Genomic DNA, 20,330 nt, shown 5'->3' on the forward strand with positions numbered 1-20,330 from the left:
AGAAAGCAATGGCAAACGTCGATGGCAGCTGGGATTGCGTAGTCAAATCGCCTCTGGGCGACCAGAAGATGACGCTGACCGTGAACAGCGCCGGCAGCACCTTCACCGGTGCGGTGTCGGGCGCGATGGGCGGCATGGACGTCACCGGTGACGTCGATGGCGATACGATCACCTGGAAGCAGAGCATGACCGTGCCGATGCCGATGACGCTCGACTGCAAGGCGACCGTCGAGGACGACGTCCTCAAGGGCAGCGTCGCGGCGGGTGCGTTCGGCAGCTTCCCGCTGACCGGCACGCGGACGGCCTGACGCTTTCCAGCCGATGACGAATCAGCTCGCCGTTCCGACAGGAACGGTGAGCTTTTTTGTGTCTGTTCGTTCCCAACTCGAAGCCGTGATCCCCGCGAGAGCTGGAATTTCGTCGACGGCTCATCCCCGCCACCGCGTTGCAATCGCTTGTTAAACTGTAAAAAATCTCTTCATCGACACGGTGTAACTGCTTCTTAGGAGGCTGTACGCCAGGGTCTGCGGCACAACAGACCGGATCGCCGATGATACGCCTCCCCCTGATCGCGCCAAACCCGCCCCGTCTGAGCGAGCACCTCGATGCGTTGCGCCGGGTCGAGGCGTCGGGCGTGTTCAGCAACAACGGCCCAGAGGTTCGCGCGTTCGAGGCCGGGGTCACCGAAAAGCTGTTCGGCTGCCACGGCGCCAGCCTCGCGGTCGGCAACGCCACGCTGGGGCTGATGCTCGCGATCCGCCACGCGTCGGGGATGCGGACGGGCGGGCTGAACCCGAAACAAGGTACGCTGGCGCTGATGCCCGCGCTCACTTTCGCCGCGACCGCGCAGGCGGCGGCATGGGCGGGGCTGACTCCGCTGGTCTGCGACATCGATGCCGACGACTGGGGTGCGTGCGCGCTGGAGGAGGAGCGGTTGCTCCAGCGCTACGGCGAGCGGATCGGCGTGGTCGTGCCCTATGCGACGTTCGGCAACGCGATCGACCTCGACCGCTACGTGCATTTCCAGCGGCGCTACGGCGTCGGCGTCGTGATCGACGCAGCCTCGTCGCTCGGGACGCTGAACGATTCCGGGCTCGGGTTCGGCGCACGCGCACCGTTCGCGGTCGCCCATTCGATGCACGCGACCAAGACGTTCGCGGTCGGCGAGGGCGGGCTGATCCACAGCGGCGACGTCGGCCTGATCGCGACGTTGCGCTCGATGGGGAATTTCGGGTTCGAGGGCAGCCCCAACGCGACCCTGCCCGGCATCAACGCCAAGCTGCCGGAGATCACCGCGATCATGGCGCAGGCCAAGCGTGCCGAGATCGACGCGATCGCCGACCACCGCACCCTGCTGGAGGAGGCCTATCGCGCCACGCTGCCCGATTTCCGGTTCCAGGCGGTGTCGGGCCGGCGTCGCTCGATGCAGTTCATGCCGGTGCTGCTCCCCGAGCACATCGCACACCACCGCGACGCGATCATCGCGGCGATCGAGGCGGACGGGGTCGGCTGCGGCCGCTATTTCAGCCCGCATCTCGGCGAACAGCCCTGGTTCCAGGCGACTGCGATGATCGAGCCTACCCCGGTCGCGGACAGGATCGCCGGGCGGATGCTGTCGCTGCCAATCACCGATGCGATGACGGTCGAGGATGCACGGCGCGCGGCAACCACGCTGGCATCGGCCTGCGCCGCGATCGTCCGCCCGCGCGATCGACGGGCGTCGGTGCGCGGCGCGGGAGGAACGATCGCGTCGGGCGTCATCGTCGGCGTAAGGCGCGCGCGCCGCAGGATGGAACAGAGCCGGATGGCCCAGACCGCGGGGTAGACCGAGGTCCGGGCCGGTATCTCAGACCTTCGCGGCGTAGATCATCCGGCCGGCACCGAGGCGTGCGAACACCTGGTCCAGGTCACGTTCGCCGACCGCGAAGCAGCCTTGGCTGCGACCGAGCATGCCATGGCTCTCGATCATGTCCTTGTTGGCGTACCATGCCGAATGCACGACGATCGCACGGTCGAGCGCGTTGCTATTGGTCGGATCGAGCCCGATCAGGCGCTGCGATCGGCCATGCTTGCCGACGTAGTAATCGTCCGTGACGAACGCGCCCTCGGACGAGGCGTTCGAGCCGAAGCGGTTCGAGAAGCGCTCCAGATACCCGGTATGCGCCGGATCCGACCCGCTGCCATGCGCGACCAGCAAAGACGTGCTGCGCCCGCTGGCGAGGTCGATGAAGTGGAAGCGCGGCTTGCCCGACGGTGCCGCGAAATCGGCGATCGCGATCCGGTCGTGATGCTGGATGCGGCTGCCGTGACGGCTGAGCGACGCCATCGCCTGGCGCAGCAAGTCGGGCCGAACCACCTTCGGCGAGGTGACCGCGACCGTGGTGCGCGGCAGCGGCGGCTGCGTCATAGGCTTCAGATCGCGTGCCGTCAGTGGCCGCGAGAAGCGAGTCGTTGCGGATACCGCACCCGGCACCGCCAGAGCCCCCGCCAATACCAAACTATTCTTCAGAAGCGCGCGTCGTTCGCGCACAAGACCTTGCTCGTCGTGCATCGATTTTCCCGAAATTGCCCCGTTTCTTGCAACATCGTATAGCTGATTTTTTGTAAATATTCTGCAACCATTTCCACCGGTTGTGGGTCTGTTCCCTCGAACTACCCCGGCTTGGGGTCGGTTCGTCGACTCATCTTCGCGGCGGCATGTTTTAGAGAATCGCGCACTAGGGCGAAATTACGGGGATTCGAGGACGGACGTGACGATGCGGATAATGGCGCGGTCCGTCGGCACCGTGTTACCTCCCGTCATCCTGACGAAAGTCAGGATCCAGAGCTACGAGTGCTGGCGTTCTTTATCCTGGATCCCGACTTTCGTCAGGATACCGGCTAAGCCGCGATCGGGAGCCCAAGCTCGACCAACCGCGCGCGAAAACTCGCGGCATCGGTGAACAGCACCGATTCGATCCCCAACGCCCGCGCCGCCGCCACGTTCGCCGCATTGTCGTCGACGAACACAGCGTCCTCCGCCGCCAGCCCGAATCGCGCCAGCGCCAGCCGATAGATCGCCGCATCCGGCTTCACCATCTTCTCTTCGCCCGACACGACCACGTCGCGGAACCGGTCGAACAGATGCGCTTCACGCGCGCAGAAGGGTGGCCAGAACTCGTGGCTGAAGTTCGTGATCGCGAACAGCGGTACGCCGGCCGCGTCCAGTTCCTCGACGATCTCGTGCATCCCGGCGATTCGCGCACCGATGCTGTCGTTGAACCGCGGCCCCCAGGCAGCGATCAGGTCGGCATGATGCGGATGCAACGCCGCCAATTCCGCCGAGGTGTCGGCGAAGTCGCGTCCAGCGTCGTGCTGGAAATGCCAGTCGATCGTCACGACGTCGCGCAGGAACGCGTCGAGCGCCCGATCGTCGTCGATCAGGCGCTCGTACAGGATCCGGGGATCCCAGTCGTAAAGGACACGACCGACGTCGAAAATGACGGCGGTCTTCAGGAGTTTAACCCTGGCGTGCCTTGAAGCGACGGTTGGTCTTGTTGATGACGTAGGTACGGCCACGACGACGGATCACGCGGTTATCGCGGTGACGATCCTTGAGCGACTTCAGGGAATTGCGGATCTTCATGATCGATTCGCTTCTTTTCAAATCTAGGTGTGCGGAAAGACGGGATCGCCTAATGGCGGGGTGTGTCCAAGTCAAGCAACGGACACGCTCTTACCATCCGGGAACCCACTCGGCTGGTCGGAGCGTTACTATAGCGCAACATTCTAAGGAAGTCCCGATGGCGGTACGTTCGATCCTGGTCCTGGCGCTGGCAAGCGCATCCCTCACCGCGTGCGCGACCGGCCCGTCGCTGCCGCCGACCGAGGTGCTGCGCTATCATCTGGGCGAGCCGATCGATCGCGGCACCATCGCGGTCCAGCCGCTGACGGGCGGCGGCCCGGCCAGCATCGAGTTCAAGACCTATGCTGCCGCCGTGCAGGGTCAGTTGCTCCAGGCCGGCTATAGCGTGCCGGCACCGGGCGCGAAGCCGCTGCTGGTCGCGACCGTCGGCTTCACCCGCACCACGCAGGCGGGGCCGCCCCGGCGGTCGCCGATCAGCATCGGCATCGGTGGCGGCGGCTTCAGCGGTGGCGGCGGTCGTCGCGGCGGCGGTGGCGGCGTCGGGCTCGGCGGTGGCGTCGGCTTCCCGATCGGCGGCGGCGGCAGCACCGCGATCCTCGTCTCCGAGTTGTCGGTGACGATCAAGCGGACCGCCGACCAATCGCCCGTCTGGGAAGGCCGCGCGCAGTCGTTCGCCGATGCCCGCAAGGAGGATGCGACGACCGATATCCAGGCCGGCAAGCTCGCCCGCGCGCTGTTCATGGGGTTCCCCGGTGAGTCCGGCCGCACTATTCAGGTGAAATGAACGCCCAAACAATGAGCCCGGTCACCATCAACGCAGCCTTCGATGGCGGCAACATCCGCGTTGTCGCCATCCAAGGAGACCGAATCGACCTGGAGATCGTCACCGATTTCCAGTCCGACTTTTTCCAGTGGTTCTATTTCCGGGTGGCGGGAGCGGCTGGACGGACTCTGACCTACCGCATCCTGAACGCTGGCAAGTCGGCCTATCCGTTCGGCTGGCCGGGCTACAAGGCACGCGCCAGCACCGATCGGCAGGCGTGGCGGATGATCGAGACGCGCTATGCCGACGGCGTGCTCGAATTCGATTTCACCGCGGATACCGACCTCGCCTGGTTCGCCTATTTCGCGCCGTACACGATGGAGATGCACGAGGCTCTGGTCGCACGCACCGCGTTGCTGCCCGGCGTCATGCATCGCGAACTCGGGCAGTCGCTCGACGGGCAGGCGATCGATTGCTTCACGATCGGGTCGGGGCCGAAGCAGGTCTGGATCTACGGCCGCCAACATCCCGGCGAATCGATGACCGAATGGTGGATGGAGGGTGCGCTGGAGCGGCTGACCGATTCGGCCGATCCGATCACCACCGCGCTGCTGGCGAAGGCGACCTTCAACGTCGTCCCCAACATGAACCCCGACGGTACGCGTCGCGGTCACCTGCGCACCAATGCCGTGGGGGTGAACCTCAACCGCGAATGGCACACGCCGAGCCTCGAGAAGAGCCCCGAAGTCCTGTGCGTGCGCAACGCGATGGACGCGACCGGTGTCGACGTCGCGATGGACATCCACGGCGATGAGGCGATCCCCGCGAACTTCATCGCCGGCTTCGAAGGCATCGCCTCCTGGACCGACGCGCACGGCGAGAAATTCTACGAATACGGCCGGCGGCTCGCCGCGCACACGCCCGATTTCCAGACCGAGAAGGGCTATCCCAAGTCCGCGCCCGGATCTGCGAACCTGTCGATGTCGACAAACCAGGTCGCCGAGCGCTTTGGCGCGGTGTCGATGACGCTGGAGATGCCGTTCAAGGATCACGATGCGAATCCCGATCCCGAGTTCGGCTGGTCGCCCGAGCGCTCGAAGCAGCTCGCGCATGCGATGCTCGAGACGCTCGCCGACATGATCGATATCTGAACCCGATCTGAATGGGTTAGCGTGGGTCTGGTTGGGCTGGTCATCGAGACATCGGACCGTGCGTTGACCTAACCCTGCCTAACCTTCTTTTTACAGGAGCCCCGAATGCCGACCCTAGTCCTGATCCGCCACGGCCAGTCCACCTGGAACCTAGAGAACCGCTTCACCGGCTGGTGGGACGTCGACATGACCGCCAAGGGCGAGGCCGAGGCCAAGGCCGCGGGCGAACTGATGGCCGCCAAGGGCCTCGACTTCGACCAGACCTTCGTCAGCCTCCAGACCCGCGCGATCAAGACGCTCAACATCGCGCTCGAGGCGATGGGCCGCCTCTGGCTTCCGGTCGAGAAGGACTGGCGCCTGAACGAGCGGCATTACGGGGGTCTCACCGGCCTCGACAAGGCCGAGACCGCGGCCAAGCACGGCGATGCGCAGGTCCACATCTGGCGCCGCAGCTTCGACGTCCCGCCCCCCGTGCTGGAGGACGGTAGCGCGTTCGACCTGTCGAAGGACCGGCGTTACGACGGCATTACAATCCCCAAGACCGAGAGCTTGAAGGACACGATCGCTCGCGTCCTCCCGTACTGGGACGAGCGCATCGCGCCGGCGCTGAAGGACGGCCAGCGCATCCTGATATCCGCGCACGGCAACTCGCTCCGCGCGCTGGTCAAGCACCTCTCCAACATCCCCGACGACGAGATCACGAGCCTCGAGATCCCGACCGGCCAGCCGATCGTCTACGAACTCGACGCCGACCTGAACGCCACTGACCGCTACTACCTCAGCGAACGCTGACGCCACCGTCCCTATTTCTCCCCTCCCTGGAAGGGAGGGGCCGGGGGTGGGTAGGCCAGTTGGCGGATGTCGTGGTCACAAGCAGCCAACCCACCCCCAACCCCTCCCTTCCAGGGAGGGGAGCAGTTCACCAACAACATTGCTCTAACCCCCGCCCATCGCTAGGCACGGCGCTCCTTTGATCCGGGGACGGAAATGGCTCTAGTCGGCATCATCATGGGCAGCACCTCCGATTGGGAGACGATGCGCCACGCCGCCGAGACGCTCGACGCGCTCGACGTCGCCTACGAGACCAAGGTCGTCTCCGCCCACCGCACCCCGCAACGTCTCTACGACTACGCGACCACAGCCGCCGATCGCGGGCTCAAGGTGGTGATCGCAGGCGCAGGCGGCGCGGCGCACCTCCCCGGCATGGCCGCCTCGATGACGCATCTCCCGGTGCTCGGCGTGCCCGTCGAATCGAAGGCGCTCAAGGGCATGGATAGCCTGCTTTCGATCGTCCAGATGCCCGGCGGCATCCCGGTCGGCACGCTCGCGATCGGCAAGCCCGGCGCGATCAACGCTGGGCTGCTGGCGGCTGCGATCCTCGCCACCTCGGACAATGCGCTGGCCGAGCGCCTGAAGGCCTGGCGCGCCGCACAGACCGATGCCGTCGCCACCGACCCCGCCTGAAGGACGCCGAGACATGACGCCGCTTCCTCCCGGATCGACCATCGGCATCCTCGGCGGAGGCCAGCTCGGCCGCATGCTCGCGACCGCCGCGGCACAGCTCGGCTATCATACCCACGTCCTCGCGCCCGACCAGGAAAGCGTCGCTGCGCAGTCCGCCTCGACGATGACGCGCGCCGACTATCACAACCGCATCGTGCTCGCCGACTTCGCGGACGCCTGCGACGTCATCACCTACGAGTTCGAGAACATCGCGGTCGAGCCCGTCGAATGGCTCGCAGACCGCGTCCCCGTCCACCCCAGCCCCCGCGCGCTCCGCGTCGCACAGGAGCGGATCGGCGAGAAACGCTTCGTGGAGAGCGTCGGCGGTCGTCCGGCACCGTGGGCCGCGGTCGACAGCCTCGAAAGCCTGCAGGCGGGCCTGGAGGCGATCGGCACCCCCGCCATCCTCAAGACCGCCCGCTTCGGCTATGACGGCAAGGGGCAGGTCAAGCTCGACACACGAGCCGCAGCGCAGGCCGCCTGGGACGCGATCGGCGGCCCCGCGGTCCTCGAAGCCTTCGTCCCCTTCGAGCACGAGTTCTCGATCCTGATCGCCCGCGGTCTCGACGGCAGCATCGCCCGCTACGATTCGCCGCTCAACGTCCACCGCGACGCGATCCTCCGCCATTCCACCGTCCCCGCACCCGCCGCAGTGCTGGCCCAGGCCGACGAAGCTGCAGCGTTGGCGCAGCGGATCGCCGCCGAACTCGACTATGTCGGCGTGCTGGCCTGCGAGTTCTTCGTCGGTGCCGACGGCCCGGTCTTCAACGAGATGGCGCCTCGCGTGCACAATTCCGGCCATTGGACGATCGAAGGCGCGGAGTGCTCCCAATTCGAAAACCACATCCGCGCGATCTGCGGCCTCCCGCTCGGCGCGACGACGCTGACCGGACGTGAAGCGACCATGGAGAACCTGATCGGTTCGGATGCGGAACGCTGGGCGGAGTTGCTGGCCGAGCCCGGCGCGCACCTGCACCTGTACGGCAAGGGCACCGCGCGGCCGGGACGCAAGATGGGCCACGTCACGCGGATCCAGCGCTAAAGGCCCCATCAGGGATACCCCCCAATTCCGTTCGGCCCCCTTCCGTTCGCCCTGAGTGAAGTTGAAGGGTTCGACCCAAGCGAAGGTGCTTCGACTTCGCTCAGCACGAACCGAATTTGGGGTCCAAGCTCGCTGCCTTGCGAGTGAACCGGCAGCTTAAATCACGTGGTAAGAAAATGGTGCCCGGAGACGGGGTCGAACCGCCGACACTGCGATTTTCAGTCGCATGCTCTACCAACTGAGCTATCCGGGCACGTCCGGTCTGGGACCGGAGAAGCATCCGACCTTGCGATCGGAAGGGCGCGTTTAGTCGGGGTCTTCGGCGCTGTCCAGCCCCGTTTGCGAGATTGGCCGCCCGGGAATGCGATAGCCTTCGCCGAGCCACTGCAACAGGTCGCGGTCGCGGTGGCGGCTCGAGCAGAACGGCTTGTATTCAGGCACCGCGGGCTGGTCGCAGATCGGGCATTTGACGGTAGGGGTGGTTGGGGCGGTCATGGGCATCAGGCGCTCTCCAGTTCGTGGACGACGCCCGTGCGGCGCGCGAGTTCCGCCAGCCACTCGGGACGCGCCATGAGGCGTGAGTGGACGGCGGCGGGCAAGGTGTGGCGGCGCGATGCGGTTGGTGGGGTGCGTTCGAGCGTGCGGAGCGTCGCGCGGGCTGCTGCACCCACTGGATCGGCGCGTAGGATCTCCGGGATCGACGCACGCGGACGAGGTCGGACGATCTGAAGGAAGCCGAAGCCGTTCATCGCGGTCCGCTCGAACGGCTGCGGCAATGATTCGTCGATCGCGGCGGCGACGGCGTTGCGTTGCGCCTTGCCCTGCAACGTCGGAAAATCGATGCCGATCGAGCCACCGATCCCGTGTCGACGAATCGCGCGGGCGACGGCATGCGCGGCGGCGATGGCGAGCGTGTCGAGCGGCGGCGCACCGTCGACGTCGAACAACGTCATCGCCGGTGTCGGCGACAGGCGGAGCGCGCCGAGCGGAAAGACTATCTCGCCACTGACAGCCTCGTCGAGCAGTTCGGACCAACCCGCCGCTTCCAGTGCGTCGGGTTCGTGCGCTCGCGGACTGCGGACAGGCAGGCCGGTCGCCACGAGGCGTTCGTACAGCGTCGGTGCGGGGCAGGGGGCCAAGTCGGTCGGAACCGCCTTAGCGAGTTTGGCACGACCGGTCTCTGGCAGGGCTTCACGGACGATCTCGACGGTCAGGCTCGCGCCTTGCGTGATGCCCGTGGGGAGATGATTGATCAGAGCCTCTCCGCCCTCGAGAACGACGCGACCGCGTCGGCCCGGCAATAACTCCACGAGCCTTGCGCGGGCGACGAGGCCGACCTTCAGCGCTGCACTATCGTCGAGTTCGATCGCGGCTTCGATAATCTGATCATCGTCCACCAGCGCGGCGCGCGCTTCGCCGATGCCGGCTTCGTAGAGCCACTTAGGCAAGCGCGACGCCAGCGGTCTTCAACAGTGCGCGCGTCTCGAACAGCGGCAGACCGACCACACCCGAATGACTGCCCGACAAGAAGCGGACGAAAGCCTCCGCGCGACCCTGGATCGCGTAGCCACCAGCCTTGCCGAGCCCCTCGCCGCATGCGAGATAATCGTCGATCTCGGCAGGGGAGAGTGGTTTGAACGCAACGATCGTGCCGGCGATCCGAGTGCGCACCTTGCCGGTCGCGTCGATCACGCAGACCGCGGACAGGCAATGGTGGCGTCGGCCCGACAGCTTGCCGAGCAGGTCGCGCTGGATTTCGAGCGTGTCAGCGGGCGGCAGGATACGGCTGCCGAGCGCGATCGTCGTATCGCCGGCGAGCACGATCTCACCCTCGGCGCGCGCGACGGCACTGGCCTTCTCGATCGCGAGGCGCAGAGCATAGGCGCGGGGCGGTTCGGCCTTGCGCGGGCTCTCGTCGATGTCAGGAGATTCCACGCGCGACGGCACGACGCCGAGCCGCGCGAGCAGATCGCGGCGGCGGGGCGAGGAGGAGGCCAGGACCAGCATTGGTGCCTCGATGTTTGGGCTACGCACCGCGCAAACGGCGCGTGGCGCTTATTTGAAGCGGTAGGTGATGCGACCCTTGGTCAGATCGTACGGCGTGAGTTCGCACAGCACCTCGTCGCCGACCAGCACGCGGATGCGATTCTTGCGCATCTTGCCGGCGGTGTGACCGAGAATCTCGTGGTCGTTTTCGAGCTGAACCCGGAACATCGCGTTGGGGAGGAGTTCCACCACGCGGCCGCGCATCTCGAGCAGTTCTTCCTTGGCCAAATATAATCTCTGAATTGGGGGAATTTCGGGACGAGCGCCCTTACCGCAGGTTCGCGAAAAAGGAAAGCACGGCCGAAGGCGGACACGGACGTTATGCCCGAACCCGCTTGCTTGCATCCCATATCGGCCGTCGGTGACCATTGGACAAGGGCATCGGTCGAGGACACTGGACGTGCGCCGTCATAGCAAACTCGGCTGGAGCGCGATGGCCTCGCGCGCCGCACGCCGGAATGCGGCGCGGTCGACATTGGGGATACGTGGCCGCTTGCCCTGGAACAGGTCGGCGAGCGTCAGGATCTGGAGCTTGGGGAACGCTTCGTCGACACCGGCGCGGTAGATCCCGACCGCGGCGGCACGGCGCTCCATCTCGCGGGTCGGCTTGGCGTTCATGATGAGGATACCGATCGGCGCCTTTTCGCGCGCGATCGTCGCGGCGAGCGTCTCGACCATCGCATTGTCGGGATTGAGGCCGCCCTTCACCGACACGATCGCACGGTGCGTCACCATTTTGCCCGACGCTTGATCATGATCGTTGAAATAGATCAGCCCGTCGATCCCGCCATCCGCGCCTTTCTTCCGGCCGCCGAACGGCAGCGCATCGACCATCGAGACCGCCCACCACTGGAACTGGTATTTGTCGCGCAACGCGAGGTCATAGGCCGAAGCGAGATCCTTCGGCGTACCCTCGACGGTAAAGGTGACGCCGGGAAACGCGTCCTTCATCCGCTTTTCGATCAGCGAAATGGCGAGATGCGTCACGTCGATCCCGATCCATTGCCGCTTGAGCTTTTCTGCCGCGTGTACGGCGGTGCCGCAACCGCAGAACGGGTCGAGCACGACATCGCCTTCGTTCGACGACGCGGTGATGATGCGCTCGAGCAGTGCCGTGGGTTTCTGAGTCGGATATCCCAGACGCTCCTTCGACGACGCGTTGATGATCGGAATGTCCCACCAGTCGCCCAGCCTGACGCCGTCAGCCAAATAGATGCGATACGGCTCGGCACCCTTGCGCTTCTGCCAGCGAAACCAGCGTCCGTCATCGTCCTCGCGGTAATGCGAATCGCGCTTTCCGGATGTTTCGCCATACGGGATGCGGATGTCGTTGAAGCGCCTCTGGTCGGTCTTGCCGTAGAACAGCAGCGTGTCGTGGAGCCGCTGGAACCGGTTGCTGGCTGCGGTATACCGCCGGTAGCACCAGATGATCTCGTTCGCGATCTGGCGCTTGCCGAAGATCGCGTCGAGCAGCAGCTTCAGGTAATGGCTCGCGGTCGGATCGCAGTGGAGATACAGGCTCCCGGTCGGCTTCAGCACGCGGTGCAACTCCAGCAGTCGCACCGCCATCATCGCCAGATACGCCATCATGTCGTTGTCGCCGAGGAACCCGCGCATCGCGTTGAGCAGGTCGAACGCCTTGGTGCTACCGCTGCGTTGCACTTGGTCGAAGGCGTCCTCCGCAGTCTCGTTCCAATGCCAGGTATCCTCGAACGCCTCTATCTGCGCATTCGACGACTTGCCGTCGGGTTCCTTGAACAGGATTCCGTAATTGGCGTTCGAATTGAACGGCGGATCGAGATAGATCAGGTCGACGCTCTCGTCGGCGATTTCCTTGCGGAGGACGGCGAGATTGTCGCCGTAGAAGAGGTGATTCTCGGGACGATTGCGCATCGTCGGAAGATGCGGGGATAATCTTACCCACGTCCAAGCGAGATGCATCCGTAGTCGGCGGATATGCTCCGATGTGGCGCTTTCGACGTGCAGTAACGCCCACGCTACGCCGGATTATACTTCGCCAGGAACGTGCCCATTGCCTTCAGGAATTCGAGCCGGTCCTCGCCGCGCGTGAAATGATGATCGCCGAGCGGTTGTTCGATATACTCGTACGGCTTGCCCGCCTCCCTTAGCGCGGCGGCCATCATCCGCGATTGCTTCACGGGCACGCGCTTGTCCTCCTTGCCGTGCAGCATCAGGATTGGGATCGAGAAGGTCTGTGCACCGAAACGCGGAGAGACGCTGCGATAGTCCGGCGCTTGTTTCTTCAGCCAGTCGCCGCGAGTCTTTCCGTACAGGAACTTGCCGTCGTAGCGCTGCATCGCCTGAAGATCGGACACGCCGGCATAGGAGATCGCGCAACGATACGGCGCCGCGTCGCCGGTCCCGTTCCGCTGCGCCGCGCGCATCGCCGCATAGCCACCATAGGACGCTCCGGCCATGCAGACGCGCTTCGGATCGGCGATGCCGAGCTTAGCCAGATGCGTGATCGCATCATCGAGATCGTCCTGCATTTTCAGGCCCCATTGCCCCTCGCCAAGCTTTGCGAAACTGGTGCCATACCCTGACGAGCCGCGGTAATTGGGCTGGATTACGGCATAGCCGGTCTCCGCCAGATACTGCGTCCACCAGTCCCAATCTTCCGAATCGCGCGCGAACGGGCCGCCGTGCGGCAAGACGATCAGCGGCAGATTTTTCGCGCCGTGCCCGCGCGGCAGGGTCAGCAACGCCTCGATCTCGACGCCGTCGCGTGCCTTGTACCGGATCGTCGATACCGGCGACAATGTCCGCGCCTTCAGGTCGTTGTTCTGCCAGGAATAGCGCTGCATCGATTCGTTCGCGGGATCGTAGAAATACAGCGCCCCCGCCTGCGACGGCGAGCCGACCTGCACCAGGAATTTGGACCGGGTGCGATCCCAGGAGACGATGCGCGCGCGTCGCTCGCCGACCGCCTTGTCGACCGCGTCCTGAATTTCCTTCAAATTGGGGTTCAGCCAGACGGTATGCCCGAAGCGATCGGTGACGGTGATGCCGTCGATGTCGTCGCCGGTCGCGTTCTCGACCACGCCATCGACGTCGTAGCCGTCGGCACCGTACAGCTTCTTGCCTAGCTTCAGGTCGGGCAGCGACACCTCGAACACCTCGTCGCGACCGCCTGAATCGTCCGTCGCGATCGCCGTGCCGTCCGCGCGGAACGTGACGGGGATGACGATATCCTGCTTGCCGCGGGTCGAGGCGATGACCTTGAACGGATCGCGATTGGCGCTGCGGTACAGAAGCGAGCTCTTGCGCGTGTCGTCGTCGTAGCGATAGCCCATCCGGACGACGCCCGCGCCATCGGCATACCAGTCGAAGACGTTCGTCTGGCCGCCGGCGACGGTCTTGGCCTTGCCTGTCGACAAATCGATCTCGGCGACCGCGGGATACCATTGGCTTTCGCTTTCGATCCCGGTCTGGCGCGACAGCAGGACACGCGGTGTGCCGTCGCGCGCCGCCCACAGGATGTCGTCCGCGCGGACGCCCGAATTCTTCCAGTCGATCCGGTTGATCTTGGTCATGTCGGCTTTGACGCCCAGCGTGCGCGTGACGTAGATTTCCTCGCCGTACAGCATGTCCTGCGAACCGATGCCGACCGCCAACCAGTCGTCACCGACCCAGCGCCACCAATTGATGTCGACGGTCGAACCGACCTTGGCCGCGACGACCTTGCCGCCGGGGAACAGTGGCGCGACGACCAGCACCTGCGCCCCGTCGATCGCCATCTTCGCCGCGATGCGCGTGCCGTCGGGCGACAGTTTGGGATTCGCGATGGTCGGAAGCTTGGCGAAGGTCTCGACCGGCACCCGGTCCGAGGGCGTGGCGCTCGCCTTCGGCGTCGAGGCGGGCGGTGGCGCGGTCTGCGCCGCCACGATCGCCGGTATCATTGCACCGGCCAGCAGGCCCATACGCCACGTCATGAATAGTCTCCCCCCGGCCATTCCCCAACGACCGTTTGGACAGAGTATCGCGTTCGGTAGCCGGTACAAGAGGAGGCCGCAGCGTATCGGCGCAATGCCGATGTCGATCGGACTGGGCGGAAATCGCTCCCGCGGCGCATAGTCCTGGTATCGCGCGGGAATGAATGAGAATATTCACGGAACGGGCAATAAATGGATCGCCGAGCGGCCAGCGTAACTTGGCCGCGCGGCAATCTCTTTAGGATCAGCCGACCCCGCTGCCGGCCAGTGCTGCGAGCAACAGCAGCGCGACGATGTTGGTGATCTTGATCATCGGGTTCACCGCGGGGCCGGCCGTGTCCTTGTAGGGATCGCCGACCGTATCACCGGTGATCGCGGCCTTGTGCGCCTCGGACCCCTTGCCGCCGTGGTTGCCGTCCTCGATATATTTCTTGGCATTATCCCATGCGCCGCCGCCGCTCGTCATCGAGATCGCGACGAACAGCCCGGACACGATCACGCCCAGCAGCATCGCGCCGAGCGAGGCAAAGCCGGCAGCCTGGCCCGCGACCGCGGTGATGATGAAATACACGGCGAGCGGTGACAGCACCGGTAGCAGCGAGGGCACGATCATCTCGCGGATCGCGGCCTTGGTCACGAGATCGACCGTCCGCGCATAGTCAGGGCGACTGGTGCCGAGCATGATGCCGGGGTTGTTGCGGAACTGTTCGCGGACCTCCTCGACGACCGCGCCGGCCGCGCGACCCACTGCGGTCATGCCGAATGCGCCGAACAAATAGGGGAGCAGCGCGCCCAGGAGCAGCCCAACGATGACGTACGGGTTGGACAGGCTGAAATCGACCGTGACGTCGGGGAAGTAGGTCGCCAAGTCGGTGGTATACGCGCCGAACAACACGAGCGCGGCAAGTCCTGCCGAGCCGATCGCATAGCCCTTCGTCACCGCCTTAGTGGTGTTGCCGACCGCATCGAGCGCATCGGTCCGCTGGCGAACGTCATCGGGCAAGCCGGCCATCTCGGCGATCCCACCGGCGTTGTCGGTGACCGGACCATAAGCATCGAGTGCGACGACCATACCGGCCTGGGCGAGCATCGCAGTCGCGGCGAAGGCGATGCCGATGATCCCCGCCAACTGGTACGCGACGATCACCGCAACGACGATCACGAGCGTTGGAAGCGCGGTGGATTCGAGGCTGATCGCCAGGCCCTGGATGACGTTGGTACCGTGGCCCGTCTCCGACGCCTTGGCGATCGACTGGACCGGGCGGTGGTTGGTGCCGGTGTAATATTCGGTGATCCACACGATCAGCCCGGTCACGACGAGGCCGATCATCATCGACCAGAACAGGTCCATCCCCGTGAAGCTCTGCGTCAGCGATGGCGCCGCCTGCGTGGTCAGGTCGTCGGTGGCGGGATCGAGGAAGCCGGCACCGCCGATCACGCGGTGGAGGTCACCCAGCACGTACTGCGTGGCGAGGTAGATCGCCGGGATCGACAGGATTGTCGAGGTGAAGAAGCCCTTGTAGAGCGCGCCCATGATCGAGCCCTTGCCGAGCCGGACCATGTACGTGCCGATGATCGAAGTGACGATGCACACCCCGCCGACGAGCAGCGGGAGGGTCATCAGCCGCATCAGCTCGGCGCCGCTCGCCTGGATCAGCAGCGCGATCGAGATCATCGTGACGCCCAGCGTGACGACGTAGGTCTCGAACAGATCGGCGGCCATGCCCGCGCAATCGCCGACATTGTCGCCGACATTGTCCGCGATCACGGCGGGGTTGCGGGGATCGTCCTCGGGAATGCCCGCCTCGACCTTGCCGACCAGGTCCGCGCCGACGTCCGCCGCCTTGGTGAAGATACCGCCGCCCAATCGCGCGAAGATCGAGATCAGCGACGCGCCGAACGCGAGGGCTGTGAGTGCCTCGACGATGATCCGGTCGTTGGGGGCGTGGCCTGCGGGACCGGTGAGGTACCAGAAGAACGCACTGATCGCGAGCAGGCCGAGACCCGCCACGAGCATGCCGGTGACCGCGCCCGAACGGAACGCCATCGTCAGCCCGGCCTGTAGCGACGTGCGCGTGGCCTCGGCGGTGCGGACGTTGGCGCGAACCGAGATGTTCATGCCGACATAGCCCGCGACACCCGACAACACCGCGCCGATGACGAAGCCGATCGTCGAGATCATGCCGAGCGTGAAGAGGAGAATCGCCGCGACGATGATTCCGACGATCGCGATCGTGGTGTATTGCCGCCCGAGATAGGCCTTCGCGCCTTCCTGGATGGCGGCGGCGATGTCCTGCATCTTCTCGTTGCCGGGGGACGCGGCGAGCACCTGTCGACTGGTGGCGAAGCCGTACAAGACGGCGACGACGCCGCAGATCATGGCCAAATAGACGATCGTCATACGGCGCTATCCCTCTTTTCAAGTCCTCTCCGGTCCCGACTTTGCCGAGTCCCGATGCAGGGAACCTATCAGTGCAGGGGCATTGCGCAAGTTATCCGCGCGGCGCGTGCTCATAGCCTAGACTTGGCGGGAGCGGGACGGGCTTGCCCGAGTCGTGGAGCGTGAGCCCGGAGCCGGTCGAGAACGTACCGATCCGAGCGGCGTCGGTGACGAAATCTTGCGGTGCAGCGAAGAGGAGCTGATAGTCGTCGCCGGCCGTCGCCGCGGCCAGCCGGTCGCCGGCAAAGGCGCGGTAGGCGTCGGAGAGGGGAATGCGGGCAAGATCGATTGTGACCGCAACGCCGCTGGCGCGCGCCATGCGGACGGCGTCGATAAGCAGGCCATCGGATACGTCCATCATCGCATGCACGTGCGGAGCGAGAATGCGCCCATCGGCAAGTCTCGGCTGGGGGCGTCGGTACGCAGCGAGGAGTTCGGACGGGCCGTTCTTGCCAAGTGCGATCGCAAGCCCCGCGCCCGCATCGCCGATCGTACCGGTGACGTAAAGCGCATCCTCGGCCTTCGCCCCGTTGCGGGCAGGGGCGGCGGCGTCGCTGCCGAATGCGGTGACTGTCAGGACTCGCGGTGCATTCGGCGGGAGCGTAACGGTGTCGCCACCGATGATGCGCGTATCGAACGCGGTCAGGACTTCGGCCAGCCCTTCGAGAAAGGCGCGGTCCCATGCGTCGTCGCCGAGCGGGAAGTTGAACAGGATGCCTTCGGGTCTCGCGCCCTTGGCGGCGAGATCGGAAAGGTTGGTCGCGACCAGCTTCCACGCGACGTCCTGCGCGGGGTCGGTCGGGAGGAAGTGCACGCCCTCAACAAGGGTGTCGGTGGTGACGACGAGCGGGCCAGAGTCCAGTAGCGCGGTGTCGTCGGCCAAGCCACGCGCGGCCGGATGAAGCGGGAGGTTGCGAAGGGCAGCAATGAACTCGGCTTCAGTCACTCTACTGCTCCCTCTCCCCTCCGGGGAGAGGGCTGGGGTGAGGGGCCGTTCCAGGCGCCGCACTGCTTGGTAGCCCCTCACCCCGGAGGGGAGAGGGAGTTCGTCAGGCGCGCACTTCTTTCGCGATCCCGTCGAGCAACCCGTTCACGAACCCCGACTCCCGCTTGTCGTAGAACGCATGCGCGACATCGACATATTCGCTGATCACCGCCGCGACCGGCACGTCCTTGCGCGCGAGCAGTTCATACGTGCCGACGCGGATGATCGCCTTCATCGGCTTATCGAGCCGCGCGAGCGTCCAGCCCTTGGCCAGCTTGCCCTCGATCAGCACGTCAATCTCGCCGGCGCGGGCGTTGGCGCCAGTGACCAGGTCGTCAAAGAAATCGACGTCGGCCTCGGCATATTCGACGTCTTCGATCGTCGCGCCGAGCCGGTGCTGGTGGAATTCATTGAGCAGGACGGGCATCGCGGTGCCCTCCATCTCGTGCTGATAGGTCGCCTGGACGGCGGCGAGGCGAGCGGCGGCACGCGCCTTGGTGCGGGGGGCGGTTCGAGTCATAAGCGGTTGCCTGTAGGCGCGGGGGGGCTGTGTGTCAGCCCTTTGCGTTTTGGGCTTGGTCGCAGAAGATTGGTTCACGCGGAGACGCGGAGACGCGGAGGTGTCGACCTTGTCGCGTAGCGGCCCTCTGATCACTGGCCAATGATGAGATCGAAGCGGCTGCGCCGCACGCAACACCTCCGCGTCTCCGCGTCTCCGCGCGAACAAAATCAGTGGTTGAGGCGAAGCCGCAGTGCCACCGATTTTGCGTGTGCCGGGAGCCCCTCCGCATTGGCGAGCGCAACGGTTGCCGGTCCCAATTCGCGCAGGGCGGCTTCGTCGAGCGCCAGGAAGCTGGTGCGCTTCATGAAGTCGAGCACCGACAGCCCGCTGGCAAAGCGCGCCCGGCGACCCGTGGGGAGGACGTGGTTCGGGCCGGCGACGTAATCGCCGATCGCCTCGGGCGTGTAGCGGCCGAGGAAGACCGAGCCGGCGTGGCGGATCCGGTCGAAGAAGCCCTGCGGGTCGGGGATCGCCAGCTGGAGATGCTCGGCGGCAAGGCGGTCGACCAGCGGGATCGCGTCGGCCAGCGTCTCGACGACGATGATCGCGCCGTTGGCGTCCCACGCGACGCGCGCGACCGCTTCGGTCGCGAGTTCGCGCAGCTGGCGATCGACCGCGGCCACGACTTTGTCGGCGAATGCCGCGTCGTCAGTGAACAGGATCGACTGCGTGGTCACGTCGTGCTCGGCCTGGCTGAGCAGGTCGGCAGCGGTCCATTCGGGATCGTTGAGGGCGTCCGCGACGACGACGATTTCGCTAGGCCCCGCGACCATGTCGATGCCGACGACGCCGTAGACTTGCCGCTTGGCCTCGGCGACCCAGGCATTGCCGGGGCCGGTGATGACGTCGACCGGTTCGATCCGGCCCGCGCCATAGGCCAGCGCCGCGACCGCCTGCGCACCGCCGACGCGCCACACTTCGTCGACCCCCGCGAGGTGCGCGGCGGCGAGGACTAGCGGGTTGATCTGGCCGTCCGGGGTCGGTGTGACCATCGCAAGGCGTCCAACGCCGGCCACCTTGGCGGGGATTGCGTTCATCAGCAGCGACGAGGGGTAGGCGGCACGTCCGCCGGGGACGTAGATGCCGGCGGCGTCAACGGGCAACCAGCGTGCGCCAAGCCTCACACCCGCAGAGTCGACCGAGTCGCTGTCGAGCGGCTGCTGCTTCTCGTGATACGCACGGATGCGAGTGGCGGCGAGCTCGAGCGCGGTGCGAAGGTCGGGATCAAGCGCGTCGAAGGCGGCCTTGCAGTCGGCGGCATCGATCTGCCAGCCGGTCGTCTCAAGATCGTGGCGATCATGCTTCTGCGTCAGATCGCGGAGCGCGGTCTCGCCGTCGCGACGGACGGCGGCGATGATGGCGGCGACGTCCTGCGTGACGCCTGCGTCGGACTCACGACGATCCTCGACGAGCGCGGTGAAGCGCGTCGCGAAGTCCGCGTCGGATGTAGATAGGCGGATCACTTGCCCCCCTCCCGCAAGCGGGAGGGGCTGGGGGTGGGCACGCGCTCACCACAAGCGTTCCGGTTGAACATAGCGCGAGCCCAACCCCCGACCCCTTCCCGCACGCGGGAAGGGGAGAAGAGCGCGGTCATGCTGCGATCTCCCGCGCTTCGACAGCGCGACGGAACGCCTCGACCAGCGGTACGACCCGAGCACGTGTCTTCATCGCGGCGCGGTTGACCACCAGGCGACTGGTGACTTCCATGATCGTCTCGACTTCGACCAGGCCGTTCTCCAACAGCGTGCGGCCGGACGACACGAGATCGACGATCCGCGGCGCCAATCCCAAGGTCGGCGCCAACTCCATAGCGCCGTTGAGCTTCACGCACTCCGCCTGCACGCCACGTGCCGCAAAATGCGCCGCCGTCACATGCGGGTATTTGGTCGCGACACGAACATGGCTCCAGCCGCGCGGATCGTCCTTCGCCGCCATCTCGGCGGGCTCGGCGACCGACAGCCGGCAATGGCCGATGCCGAGGTCGACCGGCGCATACAGCTCCGAATAACCGAACTCCGCGATCACGTCCGACCCGACGATCCCTAACTGCGCCGCACCGTGCGCGACGAACGTGGCGACGTCGAACGCGCGCACCCGGATCAGCGAGATCGCCGGATCGTTGGTCGCAAAGCGCAACGCCCGTGAGTTCTCGTCCGAGAACGACGCTTCCGGATGCACCCCCGCGCGCGCGAGCAACGGCAAGGCCTCGGCGAGGATGCGTCCCTTGGGGACGGCGATGATGATTTGGGGGATGATCTGA

Annotated in this window: 21 protein-coding genes and 1 tRNA gene; 7 read left to right on the top strand and 15 right to left on the bottom strand. The window is 65.6% G+C overall.

What is annotated here, in order from left to right; translation table 11 throughout:
• The first annotated feature begins 8 nt into the window (after positions 1-8).
• A complete protein-coding gene (locus U1708_RS01040) occupies positions 9-308 on the top strand; it encodes a hypothetical protein (protein WP_060525867.1) in 300 nt (99 codons plus the stop codon).
• Between the two features lie 242 nt (positions 309-550).
• Positions 551-1,825, top strand: coding sequence for a DegT/DnrJ/EryC1/StrS family aminotransferase (locus tag U1708_RS01045; RefSeq protein ID WP_332741859.1), 1,275 nt, complete (start codon positions 551-553; stop codon positions 1,823-1,825).
• A gap of 21 nt (positions 1,826-1,846) precedes the next feature.
• Here U1708_RS01045 and U1708_RS01050 read toward each other — a convergent pair whose 3' ends face one another.
• The 3 genes from U1708_RS01050 to ykgO all read right to left on the bottom strand — a co-directional run bounded on the left by U1708_RS01050 (position 1,847) and on the right by ykgO (position 3,625).
• Entirely contained in the window at positions 1,847-2,551 is a 705-nt protein-coding gene (locus U1708_RS01050; protein WP_332741861.1) for a murein L,D-transpeptidase catalytic domain family protein, read from the bottom strand.
• 329 nt (positions 2,552-2,880) lie between these two features.
• Entirely contained in the window at positions 2,881-3,495 is a 615-nt protein-coding gene (locus U1708_RS01055; protein ID WP_332742578.1) for an HAD-IA family hydrolase, read from the bottom strand.
• Between the two features lie 4 nt (positions 3,496-3,499).
• The gene (ykgO, locus tag U1708_RS01060) at positions 3,500-3,625 is read right to left on the bottom strand and encodes a type B 50S ribosomal protein L36 (RefSeq protein WP_003046794.1); all 126 of its coding nucleotides are present in this window, start codon (positions 3,623-3,625) and stop codon (positions 3,500-3,502) included.
• A gap of 157 nt (positions 3,626-3,782) precedes the next feature.
• On the opposite strand from ykgO, the gene U1708_RS01065 reads away from it, so the two are divergent.
• From U1708_RS01065 to U1708_RS01085, 5 genes are all read left to right on the top strand, one after another.
• Positions 3,783-4,409 carry a DUF4136 domain-containing protein gene (locus tag U1708_RS01065; protein ID WP_332741863.1) on the top strand — a complete coding sequence of 209 codons (627 nt, stop codon included), beginning with the start codon at positions 3,783-3,785 and terminating at the stop codon, positions 4,407-4,409.
• Between the two features lie 11 nt (positions 4,410-4,420).
• Complete coding sequence (locus tag U1708_RS01070; protein ID WP_332741865.1) at positions 4,421-5,539, top strand: M14 family metallopeptidase; 1,119 nt, start codon at positions 4,421-4,423, stop codon at positions 5,537-5,539.
• Positions 5,540-5,644: 105 nt separating this feature from the next.
• Positions 5,645-6,331 (top strand): 2,3-diphosphoglycerate-dependent phosphoglycerate mutase, encoded by a 687-nt coding sequence (gene gpmA / locus U1708_RS01075; RefSeq protein ID WP_332741867.1) that lies wholly within the window; start codon positions 5,645-5,647, stop codon positions 6,329-6,331.
• A gap of 195 nt (positions 6,332-6,526) precedes the next feature.
• Positions 6,527-7,003: a 5-(carboxyamino)imidazole ribonucleotide mutase gene (gene purE / locus U1708_RS01080; protein ID WP_332741871.1), complete on the top strand. Its 477-nt coding sequence runs from the start codon at positions 6,527-6,529 to the stop codon at positions 7,001-7,003.
• 13 nt (positions 7,004-7,016) lie between these two features.
• Entirely contained in the window at positions 7,017-8,084 is a 1,068-nt protein-coding gene (locus U1708_RS01085) for a 5-(carboxyamino)imidazole ribonucleotide synthase (RefSeq protein WP_332741873.1), read from the top strand.
• Between the two features lie 177 nt (positions 8,085-8,261).
• Here U1708_RS01085 and U1708_RS01090 read toward each other — a convergent pair.
• From U1708_RS01090 to hisG, 12 genes are all read right to left on the bottom strand, one after another.
• Positions 8,262-8,337, bottom strand: a tRNA-Phe gene (locus tag U1708_RS01090).
• A 53-nt stretch (positions 8,338-8,390) separates the two neighbouring features.
• The gene (locus U1708_RS01095) at positions 8,391-8,579 is read right to left on the bottom strand and encodes a DNA gyrase inhibitor YacG (protein WP_307089428.1); all 189 of its coding nucleotides are present in this window, start codon (positions 8,577-8,579) and stop codon (positions 8,391-8,393) included.
• A gap of 5 nt (positions 8,580-8,584) precedes the next feature.
• Positions 8,585-9,532, bottom strand: a complete 948-nt coding sequence (locus tag U1708_RS01100; protein ID WP_332741876.1) for a ribonuclease — start codon at positions 9,530-9,532, stop codon at positions 8,585-8,587.
• Entirely contained in the window at positions 9,525-10,091 is a 567-nt protein-coding gene (locus U1708_RS01105; protein ID WP_332741878.1) for a Maf family protein, read from the bottom strand. Before U1708_RS01105 ends, U1708_RS01100 begins: the two co-directional genes overlap by 8 nt.
• A 48-nt stretch (positions 10,092-10,139) precedes the next feature.
• On the bottom strand, positions 10,140-10,358 hold the full coding sequence (gene infA / locus U1708_RS01110; RefSeq protein ID WP_031441079.1) for a translation initiation factor IF-1: 219 nt from the start codon (positions 10,356-10,358) through the stop codon (positions 10,140-10,142).
• Positions 10,359-10,538: 180 nt separating this feature from the next.
• Positions 10,539-12,023 (bottom strand): DNA methyltransferase, encoded by a 1,485-nt coding sequence (locus tag U1708_RS01115; protein ID WP_332741881.1) that lies wholly within the window; start codon positions 12,021-12,023, stop codon positions 10,539-10,541.
• Positions 12,024-12,127: 104 nt separating this feature from the next.
• Positions 12,128-14,083: an alpha/beta hydrolase family protein gene (locus U1708_RS01120; RefSeq protein WP_332741883.1), complete on the bottom strand. Its 1,956-nt coding sequence runs from the start codon at positions 14,081-14,083 to the stop codon at positions 12,128-12,130.
• Positions 14,084-14,327: 244 nt separating this feature from the next.
• Positions 14,328-16,484, bottom strand: a complete 2,157-nt coding sequence (locus U1708_RS01125) for a sodium-translocating pyrophosphatase (RefSeq protein WP_332741885.1) — start codon at positions 16,482-16,484, stop codon at positions 14,328-14,330.
• 91 nt (positions 16,485-16,575) lie between these two features.
• Positions 16,576-17,469, bottom strand: a complete 894-nt coding sequence (gene thiL / locus U1708_RS01130) for a thiamine-phosphate kinase (RefSeq protein ID WP_332741887.1) — start codon at positions 17,467-17,469, stop codon at positions 16,576-16,578.
• Between the two features lie 103 nt (positions 17,470-17,572).
• Positions 17,573-18,028: a transcription antitermination factor NusB gene (gene nusB, locus U1708_RS01135; protein WP_056488135.1), complete on the bottom strand. Its 456-nt coding sequence runs from the start codon at positions 18,026-18,028 to the stop codon at positions 17,573-17,575.
• Between the two features lie 209 nt (positions 18,029-18,237).
• Positions 18,238-19,533: a histidinol dehydrogenase gene (gene hisD, locus U1708_RS01140; protein ID WP_332741891.1), complete on the bottom strand. Its 1,296-nt coding sequence runs from the start codon at positions 19,531-19,533 to the stop codon at positions 18,238-18,240.
• Between the two features lie 127 nt (positions 19,534-19,660).
• Positions 19,661-20,326, bottom strand: coding sequence for an ATP phosphoribosyltransferase (gene hisG, locus U1708_RS01145; RefSeq protein ID WP_332742581.1), 666 nt, complete (start codon positions 20,324-20,326; stop codon positions 19,661-19,663).
• Positions 20,327-20,330: the final 4 nt, after the last annotated feature.

It is taken from the genome of Sphingomonas arabinosi (assembly GCF_036663715.1).
Classification (GTDB): domain Bacteria; phylum Pseudomonadota; class Alphaproteobacteria; order Sphingomonadales; family Sphingomonadaceae; genus Sphingomonas.